The organism is Pseudomonas sp. SED1, from assembly GCF_034044025.1.
Taxonomy (GTDB): domain Bacteria; phylum Pseudomonadota; class Gammaproteobacteria; order Pseudomonadales; family Pseudomonadaceae; genus Aquipseudomonas.
Genome location: NZ_JAXCIS010000227.1, coordinates 67,092 through 89,063, shown reverse-complemented (window position 1 = coordinate 89,063; position 21,972 = coordinate 67,092). Strand labels below are relative to the sequence as shown.

At 58.9% G+C, this 21,972-nt stretch carries 20 protein-coding genes and 1 pseudogene; 11 read left to right on the top strand and 10 right to left on the bottom strand.

Features of this window, described 5'->3' with window-relative positions; genetic code table 11:
- The first annotated feature begins 162 nt into the window (after positions 1 to 162).
- Together SNL23_RS28705 and grxD are read left to right on the top strand one after the other, a co-directional pair.
- On the top strand, positions 163 to 2,259 hold the full coding sequence (locus SNL23_RS28705) for a molybdopterin oxidoreductase family protein (RefSeq protein WP_318304403.1): 2,097 nt from the start codon (positions 163 to 165) through the stop codon (positions 2,257 to 2,259).
- A gap of 99 nt (positions 2,260 to 2,358) precedes the next feature.
- Entirely contained in the window at positions 2,359 to 2,697 is a 339-nt protein-coding gene (gene grxD / locus SNL23_RS28700) for a Grx4 family monothiol glutaredoxin (protein WP_034118308.1), read from the top strand.
- Positions 2,698 to 2,774: 77 nt separating this feature from the next.
- Here grxD and bfr read toward each other — a convergent pair whose 3' ends face one another.
- Positions 2,775 to 3,245 carry a bacterioferritin gene (gene bfr, locus SNL23_RS28695; protein ID WP_076015418.1) on the bottom strand — a complete coding sequence of 157 codons (471 nt, stop codon included), beginning with the start codon at positions 3,243 to 3,245 and terminating at the stop codon, positions 2,775 to 2,777.
- 200 nt (positions 3,246 to 3,445) lie between these two features.
- Positions 3,446 to 3,664: a bacterioferritin-associated ferredoxin gene (locus SNL23_RS28690; RefSeq protein WP_003208706.1), complete on the bottom strand. Its 219-nt coding sequence runs from the start codon at positions 3,662 to 3,664 to the stop codon at positions 3,446 to 3,448.
- Positions 3,665 to 3,907: 243 nt separating this feature from the next.
- Here SNL23_RS28690 and SNL23_RS28685 point away from each other — a divergent pair, with 243 nt between their 5' ends.
- The gene (locus SNL23_RS28685; protein WP_003172097.1) at positions 3,908 to 4,510 is read left to right on the top strand and encodes a peroxiredoxin; all 603 of its coding nucleotides are present in this window, start codon (positions 3,908 to 3,910) and stop codon (positions 4,508 to 4,510) included.
- Between the two features lie 65 nt (positions 4,511 to 4,575).
- Here the strand turns inward: SNL23_RS28685 and rnt are convergent, their stop codons facing one another.
- Positions 4,576 to 5,253, bottom strand: coding sequence for a ribonuclease T (rnt, locus tag SNL23_RS28680; RefSeq protein WP_076015417.1), 678 nt, complete (start codon positions 5,251 to 5,253; stop codon positions 4,576 to 4,578).
- Positions 5,250 to 6,296: a dihydroorotase gene (gene pyrC, locus SNL23_RS28675; protein WP_076015416.1), complete on the bottom strand. Its 1,047-nt coding sequence runs from the start codon at positions 6,294 to 6,296 to the stop codon at positions 5,250 to 5,252. The genes rnt and pyrC overlap by 4 nt, the downstream gene beginning before the upstream one ends.
- A 156-nt stretch (positions 6,297 to 6,452) precedes the next feature.
- Here pyrC and SNL23_RS28670 point away from each other — a divergent pair, with 156 nt between their 5' ends.
- The 3 genes from SNL23_RS28670 (at position 6,453) to SNL23_RS28660 (ending at position 9,987) form a co-directional block, all read left to right on the top strand.
- A complete protein-coding gene (locus tag SNL23_RS28670; RefSeq protein WP_318304401.1) occupies positions 6,453 to 7,361 on the top strand; it encodes a flagellar protein MotY in 909 nt (302 codons plus the stop codon).
- Between the two features lie 129 nt (positions 7,362 to 7,490).
- The gene (locus SNL23_RS28665; RefSeq protein WP_048720141.1) at positions 7,491 to 8,708 is read left to right on the top strand and encodes an argininosuccinate synthase; all 1,218 of its coding nucleotides are present in this window, start codon (positions 7,491 to 7,493) and stop codon (positions 8,706 to 8,708) included.
- A gap of 646 nt (positions 8,709 to 9,354) precedes the next feature.
- Positions 9,355 to 9,987, top strand: coding sequence for a response regulator transcription factor (locus tag SNL23_RS28660; protein WP_003208698.1), 633 nt, complete (start codon positions 9,355 to 9,357; stop codon positions 9,985 to 9,987).
- 71 nt (positions 9,988 to 10,058) lie between these two features.
- On the opposite strand, the gene SNL23_RS28655 is transcribed toward SNL23_RS28660, so the two are convergent.
- The 4 genes and pseudogenes from SNL23_RS28655 to metG form a co-directional block, all read right to left on the bottom strand.
- Entirely contained in the window at positions 10,059 to 10,244 is a 186-nt protein-coding gene (locus SNL23_RS28655; protein ID WP_003208696.1) for a PA3496 family putative envelope integrity protein, read from the bottom strand.
- Between the two features lie 107 nt (positions 10,245 to 10,351).
- Complete coding sequence (gene nth, locus SNL23_RS28650; RefSeq protein ID WP_010170146.1) at positions 10,352 to 10,990, bottom strand: endonuclease III; 639 nt, start codon at positions 10,988 to 10,990, stop codon at positions 10,352 to 10,354.
- Positions 10,991 to 11,131: 141 nt separating this feature from the next.
- Positions 11,132 to 11,959: pseudogene (gene rsxB / locus SNL23_RS28645) on the bottom strand (electron transport complex subunit RsxB); the annotation flags it as partial.
- Between the two features lie 124 nt (positions 11,960 to 12,083).
- Positions 12,084 to 14,135 carry a methionine--tRNA ligase gene (gene metG / locus SNL23_RS28640; RefSeq protein WP_076015413.1) on the bottom strand — a complete coding sequence of 684 codons (2,052 nt, stop codon included), beginning with the start codon at positions 14,133 to 14,135 and terminating at the stop codon, positions 12,084 to 12,086.
- 171 nt (positions 14,136 to 14,306) lie between these two features.
- Between metG and apbC the strand changes: the two genes are divergently transcribed.
- The gene (gene apbC / locus SNL23_RS28635) at positions 14,307 to 15,401 is read left to right on the top strand and encodes an iron-sulfur cluster carrier protein ApbC (protein ID WP_076015412.1); all 1,095 of its coding nucleotides are present in this window, start codon (positions 14,307 to 14,309) and stop codon (positions 15,399 to 15,401) included.
- Positions 15,402 to 15,897: 496 nt separating this feature from the next.
- Here the strand turns inward: apbC and fdxA are convergent, their stop codons facing one another.
- Both fdxA and mutS read right to left on the bottom strand, forming a co-directional pair.
- Entirely contained in the window at positions 15,898 to 16,221 is a 324-nt protein-coding gene (gene fdxA / locus SNL23_RS28630; RefSeq protein WP_003208688.1) for a ferredoxin FdxA, read from the bottom strand.
- Positions 16,222 to 16,363: 142 nt separating this feature from the next.
- The gene (mutS, locus tag SNL23_RS28625; RefSeq protein WP_076015411.1) at positions 16,364 to 18,955 is read right to left on the bottom strand and encodes a DNA mismatch repair protein MutS; all 2,592 of its coding nucleotides are present in this window, start codon (positions 18,953 to 18,955) and stop codon (positions 16,364 to 16,366) included.
- Between the two features lie 198 nt (positions 18,956 to 19,153).
- Between mutS and SNL23_RS28620 the strand changes: the two genes are divergently transcribed.
- From SNL23_RS28620 to SNL23_RS28605, 4 genes are all read left to right on the top strand, one after another.
- Positions 19,154 to 19,888, top strand: a complete 735-nt coding sequence (locus SNL23_RS28620; RefSeq protein ID WP_076015410.1) for a LexA family transcriptional regulator — start codon at positions 19,154 to 19,156, stop codon at positions 19,886 to 19,888.
- A 594-nt stretch (positions 19,889 to 20,482) separates the two neighbouring features.
- Positions 20,483 to 20,821, top strand: coding sequence for a phage holin family protein (locus SNL23_RS28615; RefSeq protein WP_017480135.1), 339 nt, complete (start codon positions 20,483 to 20,485; stop codon positions 20,819 to 20,821).
- Between the two features lie 22 nt (positions 20,822 to 20,843).
- A complete protein-coding gene (locus SNL23_RS28610) occupies positions 20,844 to 21,359 on the top strand; it encodes a hypothetical protein (RefSeq protein WP_318304399.1) in 516 nt (171 codons plus the stop codon).
- Positions 21,360 to 21,362: 3 nt separating this feature from the next.
- Positions 21,363 to 21,971, top strand: a complete 609-nt coding sequence (locus SNL23_RS28605; protein WP_318304398.1) for a phage baseplate assembly protein V — start codon at positions 21,363 to 21,365, stop codon at positions 21,969 to 21,971.
- The last annotated feature ends 1 nt before the right edge of the window (position 21,972 follow it).

Genomic DNA, 21,972 nt, shown 5'->3' with positions numbered 1-21,972 from the left:
GGTTTCAGCGGGTTGTCGGAGGCTTCTGAAACATTTCCTGATGTTTCCTCATGGCCCGGCCTGATGCCGTTGGATTCACGCGACGAACGTTGCTGGCGCTGCTGCCGGCGGCGGGCCATAGTTTTCGTCCGAAGCGCTCAGCCCACAATAAAGAGACTGGCCATGACCAAGACTCTCCACCACCGTGCCTGCCATCTGTGCGAAGCCATCTGCGGCCTGACACTGGAAACTACCCAGGGTGAAGACGGGAGCCTGGCGATCACCTCAATCAAGGGCGACCCGCTGGACACGTTCAGCCGTGGCCATATCTGCCCCAAGGCCGTGGCCCTGCAGGACATCCAGAACGACCCGGACCGCCTGCACCAGCCCATGTTGCGGGTGGGCAGTGAATGGCAGCCTATCCCGTGGGACGACGCCTTTGCGCTTGTAGCCGAGCGCCTCGCGGGCATCCAGGCGCGTCACGGGCAGAATGCGGTGGCGGTGTATCAGGGCAACCCGAGCGTGCACAATTATGGCCTGATGACCCACAGCAATTACTTCCTGGGCCAGCTCAAGACCCGCAACCGCTTTTCCGCCACGTCGGTGGATCAGTTGCCCCACCACCTCACCAGTCACCTGATGTACGGCCACGGTCTGCTGCTGCCGATCCCGGACATCGACCATACCGACTTCATGCTGATCCTCGGCGGCAACCCGCTGGCATCCAACGGCAGCATCATGACCGTGCCGGATGTGGAAAAGCGCCTGAAGGCCATCCAGGCCCGGGGCGGCAAAGTCGTGGTGGTTGACCCGCGGCGCAGCGAGACGGCAGCCATAGCCGATCAGCACTTGTTTGTACGCCCGGGCGGCGATGCCGCGTTGTTGTTCGGTTTGCTTAATACGCTGTTCGCCGAGAACCTGACCCGTGACAGTCACCTGCCGATCGACGGCCTGGATGAAGTGCGCCACGCCGTGGCCGGATTCACCGCCGAGGCCATGAGCCGTCAATGCGCGGTACCCGCCGAGCAGATCCGCCAGTTGGCGCGGGACTTTGCGGCGGCTGAAACGGCCGTGTGTTATGGCCGCATGGGCGTGTCGACCCAGGCGTTCGGCACGCTGTGTCATTGGCTGGTGCAACTGATCAACCTGGTCACTGGCAATCTGGATCGAGTGGGCGGTGCCTTATGCACCACGCCGGCAGTCGACTTGGTGGCTTCCACCTCCGGTGGGCACTTCAATCGCTGGCAGAGCCGGGTTTCCGGGCGACCGGAGTACGGTGGCGAGCTGCCGGTGTCGGCACTGGCTGAAGAAATGCTCACCGAGGGTGAAGGACAAATCCGCGCGTTGGTGACGGTGGCGGGCAATCCTGTGTTGTCCACGCCTAACGGGCGGCAACTTGAGCAGGCGCTGGATGGCCTTGAGTTCATGGTCAGCGTCGACCTGTATATCAACGAAACCACGCGTTATGCCGACTTGATCCTGCCGTCCACCTCGGCGCTGGAAAACGATCACTACGACACCACGTTCAACATGTTCGCGGTGCGCAATGTCACCCGCTTCAATCGCGCCATCCTGCCAAAGCCCGAAGGCGCGTTGCATGACTGGGAAATCTTCGTCGGCCTGGCCCAGGCGTTTGCCGCGAAGACGGGGAATACACTCAAACCGACCATGCCGCCGGCGCAGATGATCGACTTCGGGCTGCGGGCCGGGCCTTATGGCGATACCTTGTCCATTGCCGCGCTGGCTGATCACCCCCACGGCCTGGACCTCGGGCCACTGAAGCCTAACCTGGCGGGCCGCATGAAAACCGCCAATGGTCATTTGCAGGCCGCACCGCCCGTGATCCTCGCCGACCTGGTGCGCTTTGCCGCGCAGCCAGTGCCTGAGGTGAATGAGTTACTGCTGATCGGCCGCCGCCATGTGCGCAGCAACAACTCCTGGATGCATAACTACCACCGGCTGGTGAAGGGCAAACCCCGTCACCAGTTGTTGATGCACCCGGACGACCTGGCCCATCGCCAGTTGAGTGACGGCCAGCGGGTGCGGGTCAGTTCGCGGATCGGCATGATCGAAGTAGAAGTGATGGCCAGCCTCGACATGATGCCCGGCGTGGTCAGCCTGCCCCACGGTTGGGGCCATGGCCGCCCGGGCGTGCAGATGACCATCGCCAGCGGGCAGCCGGGGGCGAGCGCGAACGACCTGACGGATGAGCGGCAATTGGATGAGCTGTCGGGCAACGCGGCGTTGAACGGCGTGCCCGTGCAGGTGGCGGCGGCGTAAGGATTGTCTGTCGGGGAGTCCGAGCGTCACGCTAGGCTTTGCGTTACAATGCGCCACCGTGCCGACCCATGAGTCGGAAAGTTCCAGCCGAGGTGTTCCATGGATATCATCGAAACGATCAAAGAGCAGATTGCCAACAACACTATTCTGCTTTACATGAAGGGCGCACCTAACGCGCCTCAGTGTGGCTTCTCCGCAAAGGCTTCCCAGGCAATCATGCAATGTGGCGAGAAGTTCGCCTACGTGGATATCCTGCAGAACCCGGAAATCCGCGCCAACCTGCCGAAGTACGCCAACTGGCCAACTTTCCCGCAGCTGTGGGTTGCCGGTGAGCTGGTCGGCGGTAGCGACATCATCACCGAAATGGCGGCTGATGGTTCGTTGCAGGCACTGATCAAAGACGCAGCAGAAAAAGCCGCTGCGAAGACCGAAGCCTGATTTGTTTTAGGCTGCGGCAATAAAAAGCCCCGCTTCTCGAAAGAGAGCGGGGCTTTTTAGTGGCCGGGAATTAAGGGTTATTCACCCATCTGCGATTGCAGATAATTCTCGATAGTCACTTTGTCGATCAGGCCGATCTGGGTTTCCAGCCAGTCGATGTGTTCTTCCTGGTCTTCAAGGATATCTTCCAGCAGTTCACGGCTGCCGAAGTCGCCCTTGGTTTCGCAATGAGCAATGGCGGCCTTGAGGTCGGTGTGGCTCTTGCGCTCGAAGTTCAGGTCGCAGTTGATCATTTCCTGGGAATGCTCGCCGATACTCAGCTTGCCCAGGTCCTGCACGTTCGGCAGGCCTTCCAGGAACAGGATGCGCTTGATCAGCGCATCGGCGTCCTTCATGGCCTTGATGGATTCTTTGTATTCACGCTTGCCGAGCTTTTCCAGGCCCCAATCGTCATACATGCGTGCATGCAGGAAGTACTGATTGATCGCGACCAGTTCATTGGCAAGGATTTTGTTGAGTTGCTGGATGACTGTGATGTCGCCTTTCATGATTGGGGTCCTGCCCTGTATTCGCTGTATATAAGGCGGAGTTTGAGCTGCGCATTTACTACTGTCAAACCTAAGTTATTGAATAATAAATGAAAATTAATCGGAATAAGAATGTTTGTGTTCCGCGTCTTGGCGCTAACTGTTTGAATTTCGGGCATAAAAAAACCGGACACTTAGTCCGGTTCTTTAAAACACATCAATTAAGCGTGTGTAAATTCTGCTGAGTAGGGGATCGCAGCCTGGGCAGTTTGCAGCTGCGTCAGGGTTTCCCGTACCACTTGCTTGGCGAGGCAGGCGCATTTGCCGCATTGGCTGGCAACGCCGGTGGTTTCACGTACTTCCTTGTAGCTGCAGCAACCTTCGTAGATTGCTTCGCGGATTTGTCCGTCGGTGACGCCAGTGCAGAGGCAGACATACATAAGGGAGAACCATCGCGGGTAAGGCTTAAGTGCGATGGATCTTAATGTTAACGAGAATGATTGTCAAAGTAGTTTCATGGGTGTTTGAAACAGATTGGTTACCCACTGACGAACGGTTTTTTCCCGAGCCGTGTATGATGGTCGGTCTTCACGAAGCGTGATCCCGTCACAGGGCTGTCGTTTACCTGCGGCACACTGGAAGGGATCCTTTTACTTCAAGTCACCACCATCAGGAGATACCCAATGAGCGTACTCGTCGGCAAACAAGCCCCGGATTTCGACGTACCAGCCGTCCTCGGCAATGGCGAAATCGTAGACAGCTTCAAACTGTCTGAAGCCATCAAAGGCAAATACGGCCTGGTGTTCTTCTACCCGCTGGACTTCACCTTCGTCTGCCCGTCGGAGCTGATCGCCCTGGATCACCGCATGGACGATTTCAAGGCCCGTAACGTTGAAGTGGTAGCCGTTTCCATCGACTCCCATTTCACCCACAACGCCTGGCGCAACACCGCCATCAATGATGGCGGCATCGGCAAAGTCAAATACACCATGGCTGCCGACATGAAGCACGACATCGCCAAGGCCTACGACGTTGAGTCCGAAGGCGGCGTTGCTTTCCGTGGCGCGTTCCTGATCGACGACAAGGGCGTTGTGCGCTCGCAGATCATCAACGACCTGCCGTTGGGTCGTAACATGGAAGAGCTGATCCGCCTGGTCGACGCTCTGCAATTCCACGAAGAGCACGGCGAAGTTTGCCCTGCCAACTGGAAAAAAGGCGACAAAGGCATGAACGCTTCGCCAGAAGGCGTTGCGGCTTACCTGACCGAGAACGCTGGCAAGCTGTAAGCCAGATTCGCGGGACAAAAAAACCGGCCTGAGAAGGCCGGTTTTTTTATGCGCGGGATTTGGCTTCAGTCGCCGAAGTCTTCCCAGCCGCCCATCTGTTTCCAGCGGTTGACGATGCCGCAGAACAGTTCGGCCGTCTTCTCGGTGTCGTAGCGGGCCGAGTGGGCCTCACGACCGTCGAAGTCGATACCGGCCGCCTGGCAGGCTTTCGCCAGTACGGTCTGGCCATAGGCCAAGCCGGCAAGGGTCGCGGTGTCGAAGCTGGAGAACGGGTGAAACGGGTTACGCTTCATGTCCAGGCGCGTCACGGCGGCGTTGAGGAAGCCCAGGTCGAAGCTGCTGTTGTGACCCACCAGGATCGCGCGCTTGCAGCCATTGGCCTTCAAGGCCTTGCGCACGCCACGGAAGATGTCGGTCAGCGCCGCTTCTTCACTGACTGCCATGCGCAGCGGGTGATCGAGCTTGATCCCGGTGAACTCCAGGGCTGCGGCTTCGATGTTGGCGCCTTCGAACGGCTCGACGCGGAAGAAGTGGGTGTGTTCCGGGAACACAAAACCCTGTTCGTCCATGCCGATAGTCGTAGCGGCGATTTCCAGCAATGCGTCAGTGGCGCAATTGAAACCGCCGGTTTCTACGTCGATGACAACCGGCAGGTAGCCGCGAAAACGCTCGGCCATCGGGTGACGGGAACCGCCACCACCGCCGCCGTGTTCCTGGTCGTCGTCGTAATGGTCTTCACTCACGGGTGTTCCTCCAGCAGGCGCCAGCGCAGTGTTTCACCGGCGCGCAGCGGGATAACGGTCAGCTCGCCAAACGGCAGGCTGGTGGGGGCGGTCCAGTCTTCACGGACCAGGGTAATGCGGTCGGTATTCGCCGGCAGGCCGTAGAAACGCGGGCCGTTGAGGCTGGCGAACCCTTCAAGCTTGTCCAGGGCGTTGCGTTGTTCGAACGCTTCGGCATACAACTCGATCGCCGCGTACGCGGTGTAGCAACCGGCACAACCACACGCGGCTTCCTTGGCGTGTTGGGCGTGGGGCGCAGAGTCGGTACCGAGGAAAAATTTCTCGCTGCCACTGGTGGCGGCATCAAGCAGCGCCACCTGATGCGTGTTGCGCTTGAGAATCGGCAGGCAATAGAAGTGCGGCCGAATCCCGCCCACCAGCATGTGGTTGCGGTTGTACAACAGGTGATGGGCGGTGATGGTCGCGCCGACGTTGGCCGAAGCCTCGGTGACGAACTGCACGGCCTCAGCGGTGGTGATGTGTTCGAACACGACCTTGAGGGTCGGGAACCGCTCGACCACGCGGCGCATGTGCTCGTCGATGAAGATCTTTTCACGATCGAATACATCGACATCGCCGCGGGTGACTTCACCGTGGATCAACAGCGGCATGCCCACTTCGGCCATGGCTTCGATGGCCGGCAGGATCTTGTCGATACTGGTGACGCCGGAATCGGAGTTGGTGGTCGCACCGGCCGGGTACAGCTTGGCGGCGTACACGAAACCGCTGGCTTTGGCCTGGCGAATTTCTTCGGGCTGGGTGCGGTCGGTCAGGTACAGCACCATCAGGGGTTCGAAGCGGCTGCCGGCCGGTCGTGCAGCGAGAATACGCTGGCGATAGGCATCGGCTTCCGCGGCGTTACGCACCGGAGGTACCAGGTTAGGCATGATGATGGCGCGGCCAAACGTGCGCGCTACATCGGCCACGGTTTGGGGCAACGCAGCACCATCGCGAAGATGAATATGCCAGTCGTCGGGACGCAGCAGGGTCAGGCGGTCGGACATTGGGGATTCCAGGCGGGTCAATCTGGTGGGAATGCTACCGGAAAAGACTCTTGCAGGCACTCGCTATCAAGTTTTGCAGGATGCGACCGATATCCCTGGGTATGCCTTAACGATGTATGACGCCTTGATGTGTTGTAGAAACCTGTGGAGCCTCCCGTGCGCCAGCATTATCTAGCCCTGCTCAGTGTGTTCGCCAGCCTGCCCGCGATGGCCCTCACGTTCCAGACACGTCTGGAGAATATTGAGTGGAAGGTGGCGGGCGATAAATTCGAGTGTCGCTTGACCCAGCCGATCACTGATTTCGGCTCGGGGGAGTTCGTGCGCCGGGCCGGCGAGCAGGCGACGTTTCGTCTGAAAGCCTTCAGCGGCTCGTTGGGTGCCGGTTCCGCAACCCTGTTGGCGGCTGCTGCGCCGTGGCAGCCCGGGCGTGGTGATATCAACCTCGGCGCGGTGCGCGTCGGCAGTGGTGATGTGCTGTTTAATAGCTCCCAGGCCCAGGCCGGGCGCTTGTTCACCGGCTTGCTCGAAGGTCGTAGCCCGACTGTGCGGCACTATGGGCGCGATGGCGGGTACTCTGAGATTCGCCTGTTGCCGGTGAAATTCAACAAGGCGTACAACGACTATCAGCTGTGCACCACCAAGCTGCTGCCGATGAATTTCGAGCAGGTCAAACAGACTGAAGTGGGTTTCCCGGGTGGTGGCATCGAACTGGATGCGGCGGCCAAGAAAAAGCTCTCGGTGATCCTCGAGTTCATGAAAGCCGACCCGACGGTCAACCACATCGAGTTGAACGGCCACTCCGACAACAGCGGCAATCGCCTGACCAATCGTGATGTTTCGCGGCGTCGAGCATTGGCGGTGATGGACTACTTCAAGGCCAATGGCATCGATGAATCGCAGATTGCCCTGCGTTTCCATGGTGAAAGCTACCCGTTGGCGCCGAACACCAATCCGGCCAACCGGGCGAAAAACCGTCGGGTGAATATTCAACTCGAACGGGTGGTAGCCCCCGAAAAACCGGCGCCCCAAGCCAAAGCGCCAGGCAACGCCGCCGCCACCTCATAAGGTGCGGCGTTTCGTCGCCCGCTCGACATAATCTGTCGCTTTATCTTCATTTGCTGTCGCGCCCCTGTAATTTCACGGTTTTGGTCGGTAGAATCGACGCCTTTCCGTACAACCCCGTGGAGTGATGGCATGGCCGACGTAAACAAGGTCGTTCTCGCGTATTCCGGCGGCCTGGACACTTCGGTGATCCTCAAGTGGCTGCAGGATACTTATAACTGTGAAGTGGTGACCTTCACCGCTGACCTGGGTCAGGGCGAAGAGGTCGAACCTGCACGTGCCAAGGCGCAAGCCATGGGCGTGAAAGAGATCTACATTGACGACCTGCGCGAAGAGTTCGTCCGCGATTTCGTTTTCCCGATGTTTCGCGCCAACACTGTCTACGAAGGCGAGTACCTGCTGGGTACTTCCATCGCACGTCCGCTGATCGCCAAGCGCTTGATCGAAATCGCCAACGAAACCGGCGCTGACGCCATTTCCCATGGCGCCACCGGCAAGGGCAACGACCAGGTGCGTTTCGAGCTGGGCGCCTATGCCTTGAAGCCAGGCGTAAAAGTCATTGCTCCGTGGCGTGAATGGGACCTCCTGTCCCGTGAAAAGCTGATGGACTACGCTGAAAAGCACGCCATCCCGATCGAGCGTCACGGCAAGAAGAAGTCCCCGTACTCGATGGACGCCAACTTGCTGCACATCTCCTATGAAGGCGGCGTGCTGGAAGACACCTGGACCGAGCACGAAGAAGACATGTGGAAGTGGACCGTCTCCCCGGAGAACGCTCCTGACAAGGCCCAGTACCTGGAACTGACCTACCGCAACGGCGACATCGTCGCGCTGGACGGCGTCGAAATGACCCCGGCCACCGTATTGGCGACCCTGAACCGTATCGGCGGCGAACACGGTATCGGCCGCCTCGACATCGTCGAGAACCGTTATGTGGGCATGAAGTCCCGTGGCTGCTACGAGACCCCGGGCGGCACCATCATGCTGCGCGCTCACCGCGCCATCGAGTCCATCACCCTGGACCGTGAAGTGGCTCACCTCAAAGACGAGTTGATGCCCAAGTACGCCAGCCTGATCTACACCGGCTACTGGTGGAGCCCGGAGCGTCTGATGTTGCAACAGATGATCGACGCTTCCCAGGCCCACGTGAACGGCGTTGTGCGCCTGAAGCTGTACAAGGGCAACGTGATCGTGACCGGTCGCAAGTCCGATGAGTCGCTGTTCGATGCCAATATCGCCACCTTCGAAGAAGATGGCGGCGCGTACAACCAGGCAGACGCGGCAGGCTTCATCAAACTGAACGCTTTGCGCATGCGTATTGCGGCCAACAAAGGTCGCAAGTTGTTCTGAGTGCTTTAAGTTGCAATGAAAAATGGCCCTTCGAGGGCCATTTTTTTTTGGCTGAAAATCCGGCTTAAGTCTTTGCGCAGGATGCTGCGTTTATAGTTCAGCTCAAGACCACCCTGTGCTCAAGGGCGTAATGTTTATATTTTAAGGGTGCAATGTTTATTATTTTCGTCCGATAAGAGATGCATTGTTGAAAGTGGTTTTTTTCTCGTGTGTAGGAACTATGTACTACAGAAATTTCACTCAGAAATGTACGACGAATATGTCAGCTACTGACATGCCTGTAGGATTTCTGGAGCGTAATCAAGAATGTCGCATGGAACTTTTAAAACGTGGGTTTCAGCCCGGAACCACGGGCTTTCTGACAACGTACAAGGGGCGTTTCCTGAAACTTGTGTGCGTTACGTTTACTCCGCACCCCGTAACCTTGGGAATTTTCACTCAAAATATGTTTGCGCTAGGAAAGGTCTGAAAGCCTCAACAAAACTGGACACCTCCACCTGGGCGTTTTTTTGTAGGTTAAATCCTATGTCGTTGTGGGTTGGGTCTCTGCTTGCTGTTGCTTGGGGGGGAGCACTATGCCAAGCGGGAAACGACTAGGCTATTGTGCTTGCTCTTAATAATTCGAACAGCGAAATTGGACTTGCCCATGAATAAAGTGCTGATCGTGGATGATCATCCCGTCATTCGTCTTGCTGTGCGTATGCTAATGGAACGTCATAGTTATGAGGTCGTTGCCGAGACCGATAACGGTGTCGATGCCTTGCAACTTGCACGGGAGCATATGCCGGACATTGTCATACTGGATATTGGAATACCTAAACTCGATGGCCTGGAAGTTATATGCCGGCTGTCCTCTACCAAACAGGCCCATCCCTTCAAGGTGCTGGTGCTGACTTCCCAGGCGCCAGGACACTTTTCCATGCGCTGCATGCAGGCGGGTGCCGCCGGCTATGTGTGCAAGCAGCAGGATCTCACCGAGCTGTTGAGCGCGGTCAAGGCGGTGCTGTGCGGGTACAGCTATTTCCCCAACCAGGCGCTGAACTCGGTGCGCTCCACAATGGGTAACGCCAGCGAAGCGGACATGGTCGAGCGCCTTTCCGGCCGGGAGATGATGGTGTTGCAGCAACTGGCCCGCGGCAAAACCAACAAGGAGATCGCCGATGGCATGTTCCTGAGCAACAAAACCGTGAGTACCTACAAGACCCGCTTGCTGCTCAAGCTCAATGCACGTTCTCTGGTGGACTTGATCGAACTGGCCCAGCGCAACGGGTTGGTATAGGTCGGCCGCGCACTTACATGCCGTCAGAAAAAAGCCTCCGTAGGGGAGGCTTCTGTTTGTCGTTGGGTCGATTAGAGATCGAAGTCGTAATCGGCCAACTGTTTCTGCAAGCGCCGCTCTTCCAGAAGGTTGTCGATGGTGCGGCGTTTGCTCAAATTGGTCTTGGCCACCTCTACCGGCGCTTCCGCTGCATCATCGTCGGATTCAGCGCCAACAACGTCGTCTTCTACATCCAGTTGTTCTTTGCCAGTGCTCATAAGGTTAACTCCAGGCTAAGACTGCCGTTGGCGCTCCTTATAGCGATAATCTTGAGCCTGGTAAAAAAGATTTTTTCAATCGACTCATCAATAAAAGCAATGATGGCTCAATCGTCGGAAGTCTTTTCCTTGTATTCACACAGGTCTTCGATGCGGCAACTGCCACAGCGCGGCTTGCGGGCCTGGCAGACATAGCGTCCGTGAAGGATCAGCCAGTGATGTGAATCCAGCAGATAGGGCTTGGGCACAAATTTCATCAATTGTTTTTCCACCTCCACCACATTCTTTCCGCGGGCAATCCCGGTGCGGTTGCTGACCCGAAAGATGTGTGTGTCCACCGCCATGGTCAGTTGGCGAAATGCCGTATTCAGCACCACGTTGGCGGTTTTGCGGCCTACGCCTGGAAGTGCTTCCAGGGCTTCACGTGTCTGCGGCACTTCGCTGCCGTGCAACTCCACCAGCAGCCGACAGGTCTCGATGACATTCTTCGCCTTGCTGTTGTACAGGCCAATGGTCTTGATGTACTCGGATAACCCTTCAACCCCAAGCGCGTAGATCGCCTCCGGAGTATTGGCTACGGGATACAACTTGGCCGTGGCCTTGTTGACGCCGACGTCTGTGGACTGAGCCGAAAGAATCACGGCGATCAGCAGCTCGAACGGCGAAGAATAGGCCAGTTCGGTTTTCGGTTCCGGGTTGTCTTCGTGAAGCCGACGGAAAATTTCCAGGCGTTTTGCGGCGTTCATGGGGCGAGCGGTTCCTTGCAGACAGTCAGTGTGATTACGAAAAACGGGCCCAATAACCCGAGCAGGATAAACGCGGCGGTCATCCGCAGTACACGCTTCATAACGTGCGGCTGATGATCAAGGGCTTCAAGTGCGAGCATCGGCCGCCACCAGTGCCGCAAGCGCCTGCTCTGCTGTTTCGAAGTGTTGTTGCAGGATGATCAACTGCGACTGCTGTTCAAAGGTCGGCGGGTGACCAAAGGCTTTCAACGATTTGTGCAATTGGGCACGGCTCATGGCCAGGTTGATCTTGGCCTTCTTCAAGGCGGCGTCCATCGCGGCGGCTTTTTGTGCACGAACCCGCTCAATGGCGGCCTGGACCGGGTTCGCCGTCGCCGCAGCCACCGGAGCAGCGCGCTTGGTGCGTGCCAGGCGTTCGGCGAGTTTCTGCTCCTCCTCGCGTTGCAGCCGCGCGTTGCGCTGTTCAAACCGCCGCCTTGCCCGATCGCGCTTGAGGCTGCGTGCCTGGCGCTCATGATCATTGGTGGCCAGCCCGCCGACAATCGGCAACACCGTGGTCAACGGGCGCATTTCGATGCAGTCAACCGGGCAGGGCGCCACACACAGGTCACAGCCGGTGCACTCGTCGATAATCACCGTGTGCATCAATTTGGCAGCACCGACGATGGCGTCCACCGGGCAGGCCTGGATGCATTTGGTACAGCCGATGCACTCTGCTTCACGGATAAACGCGATCTGTGCGGGCGCTTCGCCCCGTGAAGTGTCCAGCTCCAGCACCGGGAGCTTCAGCAGCTGCGCCAGGCCGGCAATGGTTTCCTGGCCGCCCGGTGGGCACTTGTTGATCGCCTCGCCTTGGGCAATGCCTTCTGCATAGGGCTTGCAGCCAGGATGCCCACATTTACCACATTGGGTTTGCGGCAGCAGGGCGTCGATACGTTGAATCAGGCTCATGGTTTGATCATTGCGTTGGAACCCGGAAAAGCCACGGCCAGCAAAGGGCCAACAGCAAACAGAATCCGATTATCCGGCAAGCGAGGAGGGGGTACTAGCTGAAACCGTCCCATGGCCGAGACCATGGGGCGGTTCGCAGTTTTTACTTGATGCGCTGACCCGGCTTGGCGCCGCTGTCCGGGCTCAACAGGTAGATCTCTTCACCGCCAGGGCCCGCCGCCATCACCATGCCTTCGGAGATGCCGAATTTCATTTTCCGTGGCTTGAGGTTGGCAATCATCATGGTCAGGCGACCATCGAGCTTGGACGGATCCGGATAGGCGCTCTTGATCCCGGAGAACACGTTGCGTTGCTCGTCACCGATGTCCAGGGTGAGGCGCAGCAGCTTGTCGGCGCCTTCCACAGCTTCGGCCTTGATGATCAGCGCGACCCGCAGGTCCACTGCGGCAAATGCGTCGAAGTCGATTTCTGGCGACAGCGGATCTTTCGCCAGTTCGCCATTGCCGGCAGGCGCCGTTTCTCCGGTGTCGGTCTTGCTGGCCTCGAGGTCTTCTTTGGACGCGTCGCTCATGGCCTGGACTTTTACCGGGTCGATACGGGTCATCAGCGGCTTGAACTCATTCAACTGATGGTTGCTGAGCAAGGTCGCGTGGTCGTTCCAGGTCAGTGGCGGCACGTTGAGGAACGCCTCGGCGTCGGCCGCCAGCAGTGGCAGTACCGGCTTGAGGAAGATCACCAACTGGCGGAACAGGTTGACGCCCGTGGCGCAGATGGCCTGGACTTCAGCCTGCTTGCCTTCCTGCTTGTTCAGCGACCACGGCGCCTTGTCGGCGATCCAGGCGTTGGCACGGTCGGCCAGGCCCATGATTTCGCGCATGGCGCGGGCAAAGTCGCGGGCTTCATAGGCGTCGGCGATGCTTGGTGCTGCAGCCAGGAACGCGTCGGTCAGTTCTGGCGCGGCGTTTTCAGCCACCAGCACACCGGCGTTGCCCTTGTGGATAAAACCGGCGCAACGGCTGGCGATGTTGACGACTTTGCCCACAAGGTCCGAGTTGACCTTTTGTACGAAGTCTTCCAGGTTCAGGTCCAGGTCGTCGACGCCACGGCCCAATTTGGACGCGTAGTAGTAGCGCAGGTATTCCGGCGACAGGTGGTCCAGGTAGGTGCGCGCCTTGATAAAGGTGCCACGGGACTTGGACATCTTCTGGCCATTCACCGTCAGGTAGCCGTGTACCGCGATGCCGGTCGGCTTGCGGTAGCCCGAACCTTCGAGCATCGCCGGCCAGAACAGCGCGTGGAAGTTGACGATGTCCTTGCCGATGAAGTGATACAGCTCGGCAGTGGAGTCCTTGGCCCAGAACGCGTCGAAGTCCAGCTCCGGCGTACGGTCGCACAGGTTCTTGAAGCTGGCCATGTAGCCAATCGGCGCGTCCAGCCACACATAGAAATACTTGCCTGGCTCGCCCGGGATCTCAAAACCGAAGTACGGCGCATCGCGGGAGATGTCCCACTGCTGCAGGCCGGCGTCCAGCCATTCGGCGATCTTGTTCGCCACGGCGTCTTGCAGGGTGCCGCTGCGGGTCCAGGTTTGCAGCATCTGCTGGAAATCCGGGAGCTTGAAGAAGAAGTGCTGGGAATCCTTGAGCACCGGGGTGGCGCCAGAGATGGCCGACTTCGGATCCTTCAGGTCGGTGGGCGCGTAAGTGGCGCCGCATTTTTCGCAGTTGTCGCCGTACTGGTCCTCAGTGCCGCATTTCGGGCAAGTGCCTTTGATGAAGCGGTCGGCCAGGAACATTTTCTTTTCCGGGTCGAAATACTGGGTGATCGAACGCGTGGCAATGTGCCCGGCGTCCTTCAGACGCAGGTAGATCTGGCTCGACAGCTCGCGGTTTTCTTCGGAGTGGGTCGAGTGGAAGTTGTCGAAATCCACCAGGAACTCGGCAAAGTCGGCGCTGTGTTCAGCCTGGACATTGGCGATCAGTTGTTCCGGGGTGATGCCTTCCTTCTCGGCGCGCAACATGATGGCCGAACCGTGGGCGTCGTCCGCGCAGACATAAATGCATTGATTGCCGCGATGCTTCTGGAAGCGCACCCACATATCGGTCTGGATGTACTCAAGCATATGGCCAAGGTGGATAGAACCATTGGCATAGGGCAGGGCGCTGGTGACGAGGATCTTGCGTGGCTCGGACATGGGGCTCGGCTACTTGATGAAACGGAGGTCGGCCACTATAAAGCGCCGGGAAATTTATTTCACCCCGTGCGGCTGTTTCAGGATTTTCCCGACGGCCGAAAGCGTGCCGCTAAGACGCTGGAACGGTTAGGATAGCCGCCTGTTTTAGTCAGTCTTTTTCGGGAGTAGCCCATGAGCGCCGTCAATCGCGCAGCGGTGGAAGCCGTTCTTCGCCAATACACCGACCCCTACCTGAACCAGGACCCGGTCAGCGCCGGGTGTGTACGCGCCATCGACGTGCAGGGTGACAAGGTTTCGGTCCAGCTTGAGTTGGGTTATGCCGCCGGGCTGTTCAAGAGCGGCTGGGCACAGATGCTGCAAATGGCCATTGAAGGCCTGGACGGTGTCAGCTCGGCCAAGGTCGACATCCAGTGCGTGATCGCCCCGCACAAGGCCCAGGCGCAGATCCCGGGCCTTGCCAACGTCAAGAACGTGGTGGCCGTGGCCTCCGGCAAGGGCGGCGTGGGCAAATCCACCACCGCCGCCAACCTGGCCCTGGCCCTGGCACGTGAAGGCGCGCGCGTCGGCATTCTCGACGCCGACATCTATGGCCCGAGCCAAGGCGTGATGTTCGGCATTGCCGAAGGTACCCGGCCTAAGATCAAAGACCAGAAATGGTTTGTGCCGATCGAGTCCCATGGCGTGGAAGTGATGTCCATGGCCTTCCTGACCGATGACAATACGCCGATGGTCTGGCGCGGCCCGATGGTTTCCGGTGCATTGCTGCAACTGGTCACCCAGACCGATTGGGGCAATCTGGACTATCTGGTGATCGATATGCCACCAGGCACCGGCGATATCCAGTTGACCCTGGCGCAGAAAGTCCCGGTGGCCGGCGCGGTGATCGTCACTACGCCGCAGGACCTGGCGCTGCTGGATGCTCGCAAGGGCGTGGAGATGTTCCGCAAGGTCAACATTCCGGTACTGGGCGTTGTGGAAAACATGGCGGTGCACATCTGCTCCAACTGCGGCCATGCCGAGCATCTGTTCGGTGAAGGCGGCGGCGAGAAGCTGGCGACCCAGTACGGGGTTGAACTGCTGGCGTCGTTGCCGCTGTCCATGGGGATTCGTGAGCAGGCTGATGGTGGCAAGCCGACCGTGGCTGCTGAACCGGATGGCCAGATTGCCATGGTCTACCAGGAACTGGCCCGCCACGTAGGGGCGCGGATCGTACTCCAGGAAGCTGAGGGCCAGGCGATGCCGACGATCACTGTCAGCGACGACTGATCCACCTGATGGGAAAGAAGCCTCGACGGTGTCGGGGCTTTTTCTTGCCTGGCGAACTTTCAGGGCCCGCTCGTTACCCTTTTACGTAATTGCTGGTGTAAGCATTCACTTACTTTCTCGTAAGTGTTTGGGTTTTTTCGCCGGTGCGGACGTCTTGAATTGATTGCCTGTATTTATATCTTGTTGAAATATAACAATTATTTATTATTGATCGAACGCGCAAATATATAGTTCCGCGATTTGGATCCCGTTGAACTTCCCCGGGAACTCTCTAAGATCAGCCCTGTGTCCACGGATTGACACAGTCATCACGGAATGATGACTCAGGGAACCTCGCAGGATGCGATTCATCAGGATGATGAAAAGGAACACAGGGACTAGGGAAAAAATGTGGGCGGGTCATACCGCCCCTTTTTTTTGCCTGTAGAAAAGTGAAACCCGCCCCGCAGAAATGCAAAAAGGCCCGCAAGGGGCCTTTTAGAGGGCTTCGACGCTATCAGCGCTCGAGGTCTGCAATCTTGCCTTTCTTGCCATCCCATTCCGCCGCATCCGGCATCGGGTCTTTGCGTTCAGTGATATTCGGCCAGATTTCCGCCAGCTCAACGTTCAACTGAATAAATTCCTGCATTTCTGCCGGGACTTCGTCCTCGGAGAAAATCGCGACGGCCGGGCATTCTGGCTCACACAGGGCGCAGTCAATGCACTCGTCCGGGTGGATGACCAGGAAGTTCGGGCCTTCGTAGAAGCAGTCCACCGGACACACTTCTACGCAGTCGGTGTACTTGCACTTGATGCAGTTGTCGGTGACGACGAAGGTCATTTCTAATTCTCTCCTCAGGCGGCGGCAGCGAAACCCCTTGTGGCAGGGCTCGCGAGGTTCGGGAGCGATAGTCTGCAGGCCAGGCTAAAAGCCCGCAGCATCCCAAACCGCGCGAGAGTCTACCAGCTTGCACGCGTCTGCGTTATATCCGAGTCTTCAGTGCATATAACATTTCGAGCGCTTTCCGCGGGGTCAAGTCGTCCAAGTCAAGCTTAGCCAACTCATCCAGTACCGGATGAGGCAGGCTGGCGAACATGTCGCTCTGGTGTGGCGCACTGGGTTTGTTGCTGGCTTTGGCCGGGCTGGCCACGGGAACTTCGTGGGGCAGGGCGGTTTCTTCCAGGCGGCTCAGGTGTTCGCGGGCGCGAGTGATCACCTCACTTGGCACGCCCGCCAGTTGCGCCACGGCCAGGCCGTAACTCTGGCTCGCTGGCCCGGGCAGCACATGGTGCAGGAACACGATGCGCTCGTTGTGCTCGGTGGCATTGAGGTGCACGTTGGCCACCAGCGGCTCGTTTTCCGGCAGCACGGTCAGCTCGAAGTAGTGCGTCGCAAACAGCGTATACGCCCGCAGGTGCGCCAATCGCTCGGCCGCCGCCCAGGCCAGGGACAGGCCGTCAAAGGTGCTGGTGCCGCGGCCCACTTCGTCCATCAGCACCAGGCTGCGTTCGGTGGCGTTGTGCAGGATGTTGGCGGTTTCGCTCATTTCCACCATAAAGGTCGAACGGCCACCGGCCAGGTCATCGCTGGAGCCGATCCGGGTGAAGATGCGGTCCACCAGGGACAGCTCGCAACTGGCCGCCGGCACGAAGCTGCCGATATGCGCCAGCAGCACAATCAATGCGGTCTGACGCATGTAGGTGGATTTACCGCCCATGTTCGGACCGGTGATCACCAGCATGCGGGTATCGTCATCCAGCGACAGGTCGTTGGCGACGAACGGCGTGGTCAGAACCTGCTCCACCACCGGGTGGCGACCTTGCACGATGCGCATGCACGGCTCGCTGACAAATCGCGGGCAGTTCAGGTCAAGGTTCAGGGCTCGCTCGGCCAGGTTGCTCAGTACATCCAGCTCGGCCAGGGCGGCGGCGGTGTCCTGCAACGGCGCCAGCTTGCCGATCAAGCTTTCGAGCAAGGCTTCGTAGAGCATCTTCTCCCGAGCCAGGGCGCGGCTTTTGGCCGACAGCGCCTTGTCTTCGAACTCTTTAAGCTCCGGGGTGATAAAGCGCTCGGCACCCTTGAGGGTCTGGCGACGCTGGTAATCGATCGGCGCCTGCTCGGCCTGCTTGCTTGGCAACTCGATAAAGTAGCCATGCACGCGGTTGTAGCCGACTTTCAGGTTGGCCAGGCCCGTACGGGCTTTTTCGCGAGCTTCCAGGTCGATCAGGAACTGCCCGGCGTTCTCGCTCAGGGATTGCAGTTCGTCCAGCTCGGTGTCGTAACCGGTCTTCAACACGCCACCGTCACGGATGATCGCGGGCGGGTTGTCGATGATGGCTTTTTCCAGCAGCGCCGCCAGTTCCGGGTAGGTGCTGGTGGTGACGGCAAGCTGCTGCAGGTGCGGCGCTTCCAGTTCGGTCATCGCCGCTTGCAGTTGCGGCAGGGCGCCGAGGGCATCCCGCAGGCGTGCCAGGTCGCGGGGCCGTGCATTACGCAGACCGATCCGCGCCAGGATCCGCTCGATATCCCCGATTTCCTTGAGCTGCGGTTGCAGCTTTTCAAACCGGTATTGATCCAGCAGGCACGTAATAGAGGTTTGACGGGCTTGCAGCACGGTCAAATCCCGCAGCGGACGGTTCAGCCAGCGGGTCAGCAAGCGGCTGCCCATGGCGGTCTGGCAACGGTCGACCACCGATTGCAAGGTGTTGTCGCGCCCGCCAGCCAGGTTGGTGTCCAGTTCCAGGTTGCGACGGCTGGCGCCATCCAGCACCACGGTGTCGTCGAGGCGCTCATGACGCAGGCTGCGTAAATGCGGCAGGGCCGTGCGCTGGGTTTCCTTGGCATAGCTGAGCAGGCAACCGGCGGCGCCGATAGCGAGGGTCAGGGTTTCGCAGCCAAAACCCTTGAGGTCTTGCACGGAGAATTGCTGGCATAGGCTTTTCAGCGCCGAATCACGCTCGAAATCCCACGGCGCGCGACGCTTGGTCCCACGACGACGTTCCGCCGGCAGATCCTTCGGCCAGTCATCCGGAATCATCAACTCCACCGGGTTGACGCGTTCCAGTTCCGCCAGCAGGTTCTCCCAGCCCTTGATCTCCAGCACCGTAAAGTTGCCGCTGGTGATATCCAGTACCGCCAGGCCGAACAGCCGCTCATCCCCAAGCACCGCCGCGATCAAGTTATCGCGACGCTCATCCAGCAGCGCCTCATCACTCACCGTACCCGGCGTAATAATGCGCACTACCTGACGTTCAACCGGGCCCTTGCTGGTGGCCGGGTCGCCGATCTGCTCACAGATCACCACCGACTCGCCCAGCTTCACCAGCTTGACCAGGTAACCTTCCAACGAATGATAAGGAATCCCGCACATCGGAATCGCCTGCCCGGCCGACTGCCCGCGCGCGGTCAGGGTGATGTCCAGCAACTTGGCGGCCTTCTTCGCGTCTTCATAGAAGATCTCGTAGAAGTCGCCCATGCGATAGAACATCAACTGATCAGGGTGCTGGTTTTTCAGGCGCCAGTACTGCTGCATCATCGGGGTGTGGGAGGACAGATCGGAAGTGTTTTTACTCATTGGATAGTTAGCAAATTCGTTGAAAGTGATGGGGCAAAGGGGGCGCTTGGCCCAGCATTTTTTGCAATGGGCGCAAGGTTAACACGCGAGGTCGGGGCTTCGCAGTGCACAAACGGTCAGGTAAAAATCTGCAATCAATGCATTAAATATGCAAATTAGCATTTGCCAAGCATCAAAACTGCCTGCACTATCCGCGTTATGCAAAAACGCAACGTTTCTATCGTCTTAAGAGAACTGCTGGACCGCGACCGGATCTCCCCCACGGAGCTTCACCGGCGTACCGGCGTGCCTCAATCCACGCTCTCCCGGATCCTCAGCGGCAAGATCGTTGATCCGTCGGACAAGCATATCTCGCGCATCGCCGATTACTTCCAGGTCAGCACTGATCAGCTGCGCGGGCGCGTGGCGCTGGTGTCGGCGCGGTCTGAGGAACGTGACCCGATGCATTCGGAACTCAAGGACATAAGCCTGTGGGACGACGACACGCCCGTTAATGATGACGAGGTGTCGATCCCCTTTCTGCGCGAGGTTGAATTGGCTGCTGGATCAGGAAGATTCGTCATCGAGGAAAGCGAGAAGGCCAGCCTGCGATTCGGCAAGCGCAGCCTGCGGCATAACGGTGTGCAGTTCGACCAGGCCAAGTGCGTCACGGTGCGTGGCAACAGTATGTTGCCGGTGCTGCGTGACGGCGCGACCGTCGGCGTCAACGCCGGCAAGTGCGGGATTGGTGACATCGTCGACGGCGACCTGTATGCCATCAACCACAACGGCCAACTGCGGGTGAAACAGCTCTACCGCCTGCCTTCGGGGATTCGCCTGCGCAGTTTCAACCGCGATGAACACCCGGATGAGGACTACAGCTTCCAGGACATCCAGGAAGAGCAGATCAGCATCCTCGGTCACGTCTTCTGGTGGGGCATGTACGCCCGCTAACCCTTCTGCGTAAGAAAAACCCGCCAATGAGCGGGTTTTTTTTCGCCCGTGCAAAACCACCAAACCCTTTGCCCATAAGGCCGTGAATGCATCTATGCATATGTTGCGCAAAAATAAATGCATTTGTGCATTGACTGTATATGCATACATGCATATTCTTCATCTCAAGCCAGCCAAGAAGGCCTGGTGGAGGCGGCAAGGATGCTGCCAAGGAAGACAAGGATGTTACGCAACACCGGCAAGGACGCCATCGAAGCGATGGCACGGATGCCAGGCAACACCGGCAAGGATGCCGACGCTCTTTAGTTTCAAACCGCTTCAAGAACAGGCAGCGATGAACCGGCCTTAACGGTTCAGAGGGTTGGCAACTGACCCGGGTGTGCAGCGTAAAGCACCAGAAGCAGTTATCCGGCAGACAGGGATCGTGGTCGGAAAAACATTGAGGAAAGAACCGTACCGCGCCAGTAGCGCCGAAAGTTCGAGGACAGCATTACTGAAAAGCCCGGGCAACCGGGCTTTTTGGAATGCCTACCTATAAATGGAATTACCCAACACCCGGCACTGTGCCGGTAATGCTCAGCCAGGAGGCGTGACATGACAAACGAGCAGCAAGCGTTAGCGGAAATGCCTATCTGGCTAGTGATCGCACTGGCCCTGATCGGCGGTGTATCCGGAGAAATGTGGCGTGCCGACAAGGAGGGCGCCCGCGGTTGGTCGCTGGTGCGACGCCTGGCCCTGCGTTCCGGGGCGTGCATGGTGTGCGGGGTGTCAGCCCTGATGCTGTGCTACGCCGCCGGCATGTCGATCTGGACAGCCGGCGCCATTGGTTGCCTGACCGCCATGGCCGGCGCCGACGTGGCCATCGGCCTTTATGAACGCTGGGCGGCCAAGCGCATCGGCGTCAACGAAGGCCCAGGCCGGGACCCGCAGTAACCGTTGCAAGGACGCGACTTAAATGACACTCATCGAAAAACCCTCCCAACTGCCCCAGGCCATCAACGAGGCGCTGCGCGTTGCCTTTCCGGATCTGAAGGTCGGCAATCATCAGGACTTCCAGGGCGCCGCGAATAACACCGGTGTGTTGATCACCGTCGAAGGCAATGGCCCGGGCATTCGCTCCCGCGAAGGGCGCAAAGCCCACGCCCTGGGGATTTCACTCAAGGCCATGGTTGCCCCGGGTGCCTTGCCCTTTGATGCCTGCGACCTGGCCAGCCAACTGATGGACCTGGTGTTGGATAACCGCTGGAACCTGCCGCAGGAGCAGTGCGATCTGCCGACCAACATTGTCGCTGCGCCATCCATACGCACCACCGCGGAAACGGACTACGACACCTGGACCGTCAGCTTCACCCAAACCCTCTATATCGGACCGCCGCTGCTCAACGATCCCACAGGCAAACCGCTGTTCGCCTGCACTTGGGAAGTCTCGAACATCGACGACCCCGACCAATACAAGCCGCTGGCGGAGTAGCCCATGTTCGACGCGCTGTTACGCATGCAACTGGGGCCGATCGTCGAGCGACTGGCGGAAATGGAAAGCCAGCTCGAAGACCTGTATCGACGCGCCGAAAGCTTCTGCCGCATCGGCGTGTGTCAGGAGGTCGACGCCGCCAGCAATACCTGCAAGGTCAGCCACGGCGAACTGCTCACCCCGGCCATTCGCTTTTTCAACCCCAGCGCCGGTGCGCAGACGGAAACCCGCATCCCGTCCGTGGGCGAGCAATGCTTGCTGCTCAACTACGGCGGCGGGGAGGGCGGGGCGCAATCGGTAGCCTTGTTCGGCTTGAACAGCGACCGTTTTCCGCCGGTCTCCAGCGTCCCGACCCTGACCCGACGCCGCCATCAGGACGGCACCCAAAGCGACTACGACGACGCCAGCCACACCTTCAACTGGGTCAACGGCCCGACTACGTTCATCGGTTCCCGCGAGCAGGTCAACGTCAAGGTCGGCGCCGCCAGCCTGACGATGAATGCCCAGAGCATCACGCTGCAAGTTGGTGGTACCAGTCTGTTGCTGGATGCCGGCGGCGCGCACTTCAGCGGCCCGGTGGTGGACCACCAAGGCCGAGTCATCAGCCCCTGAT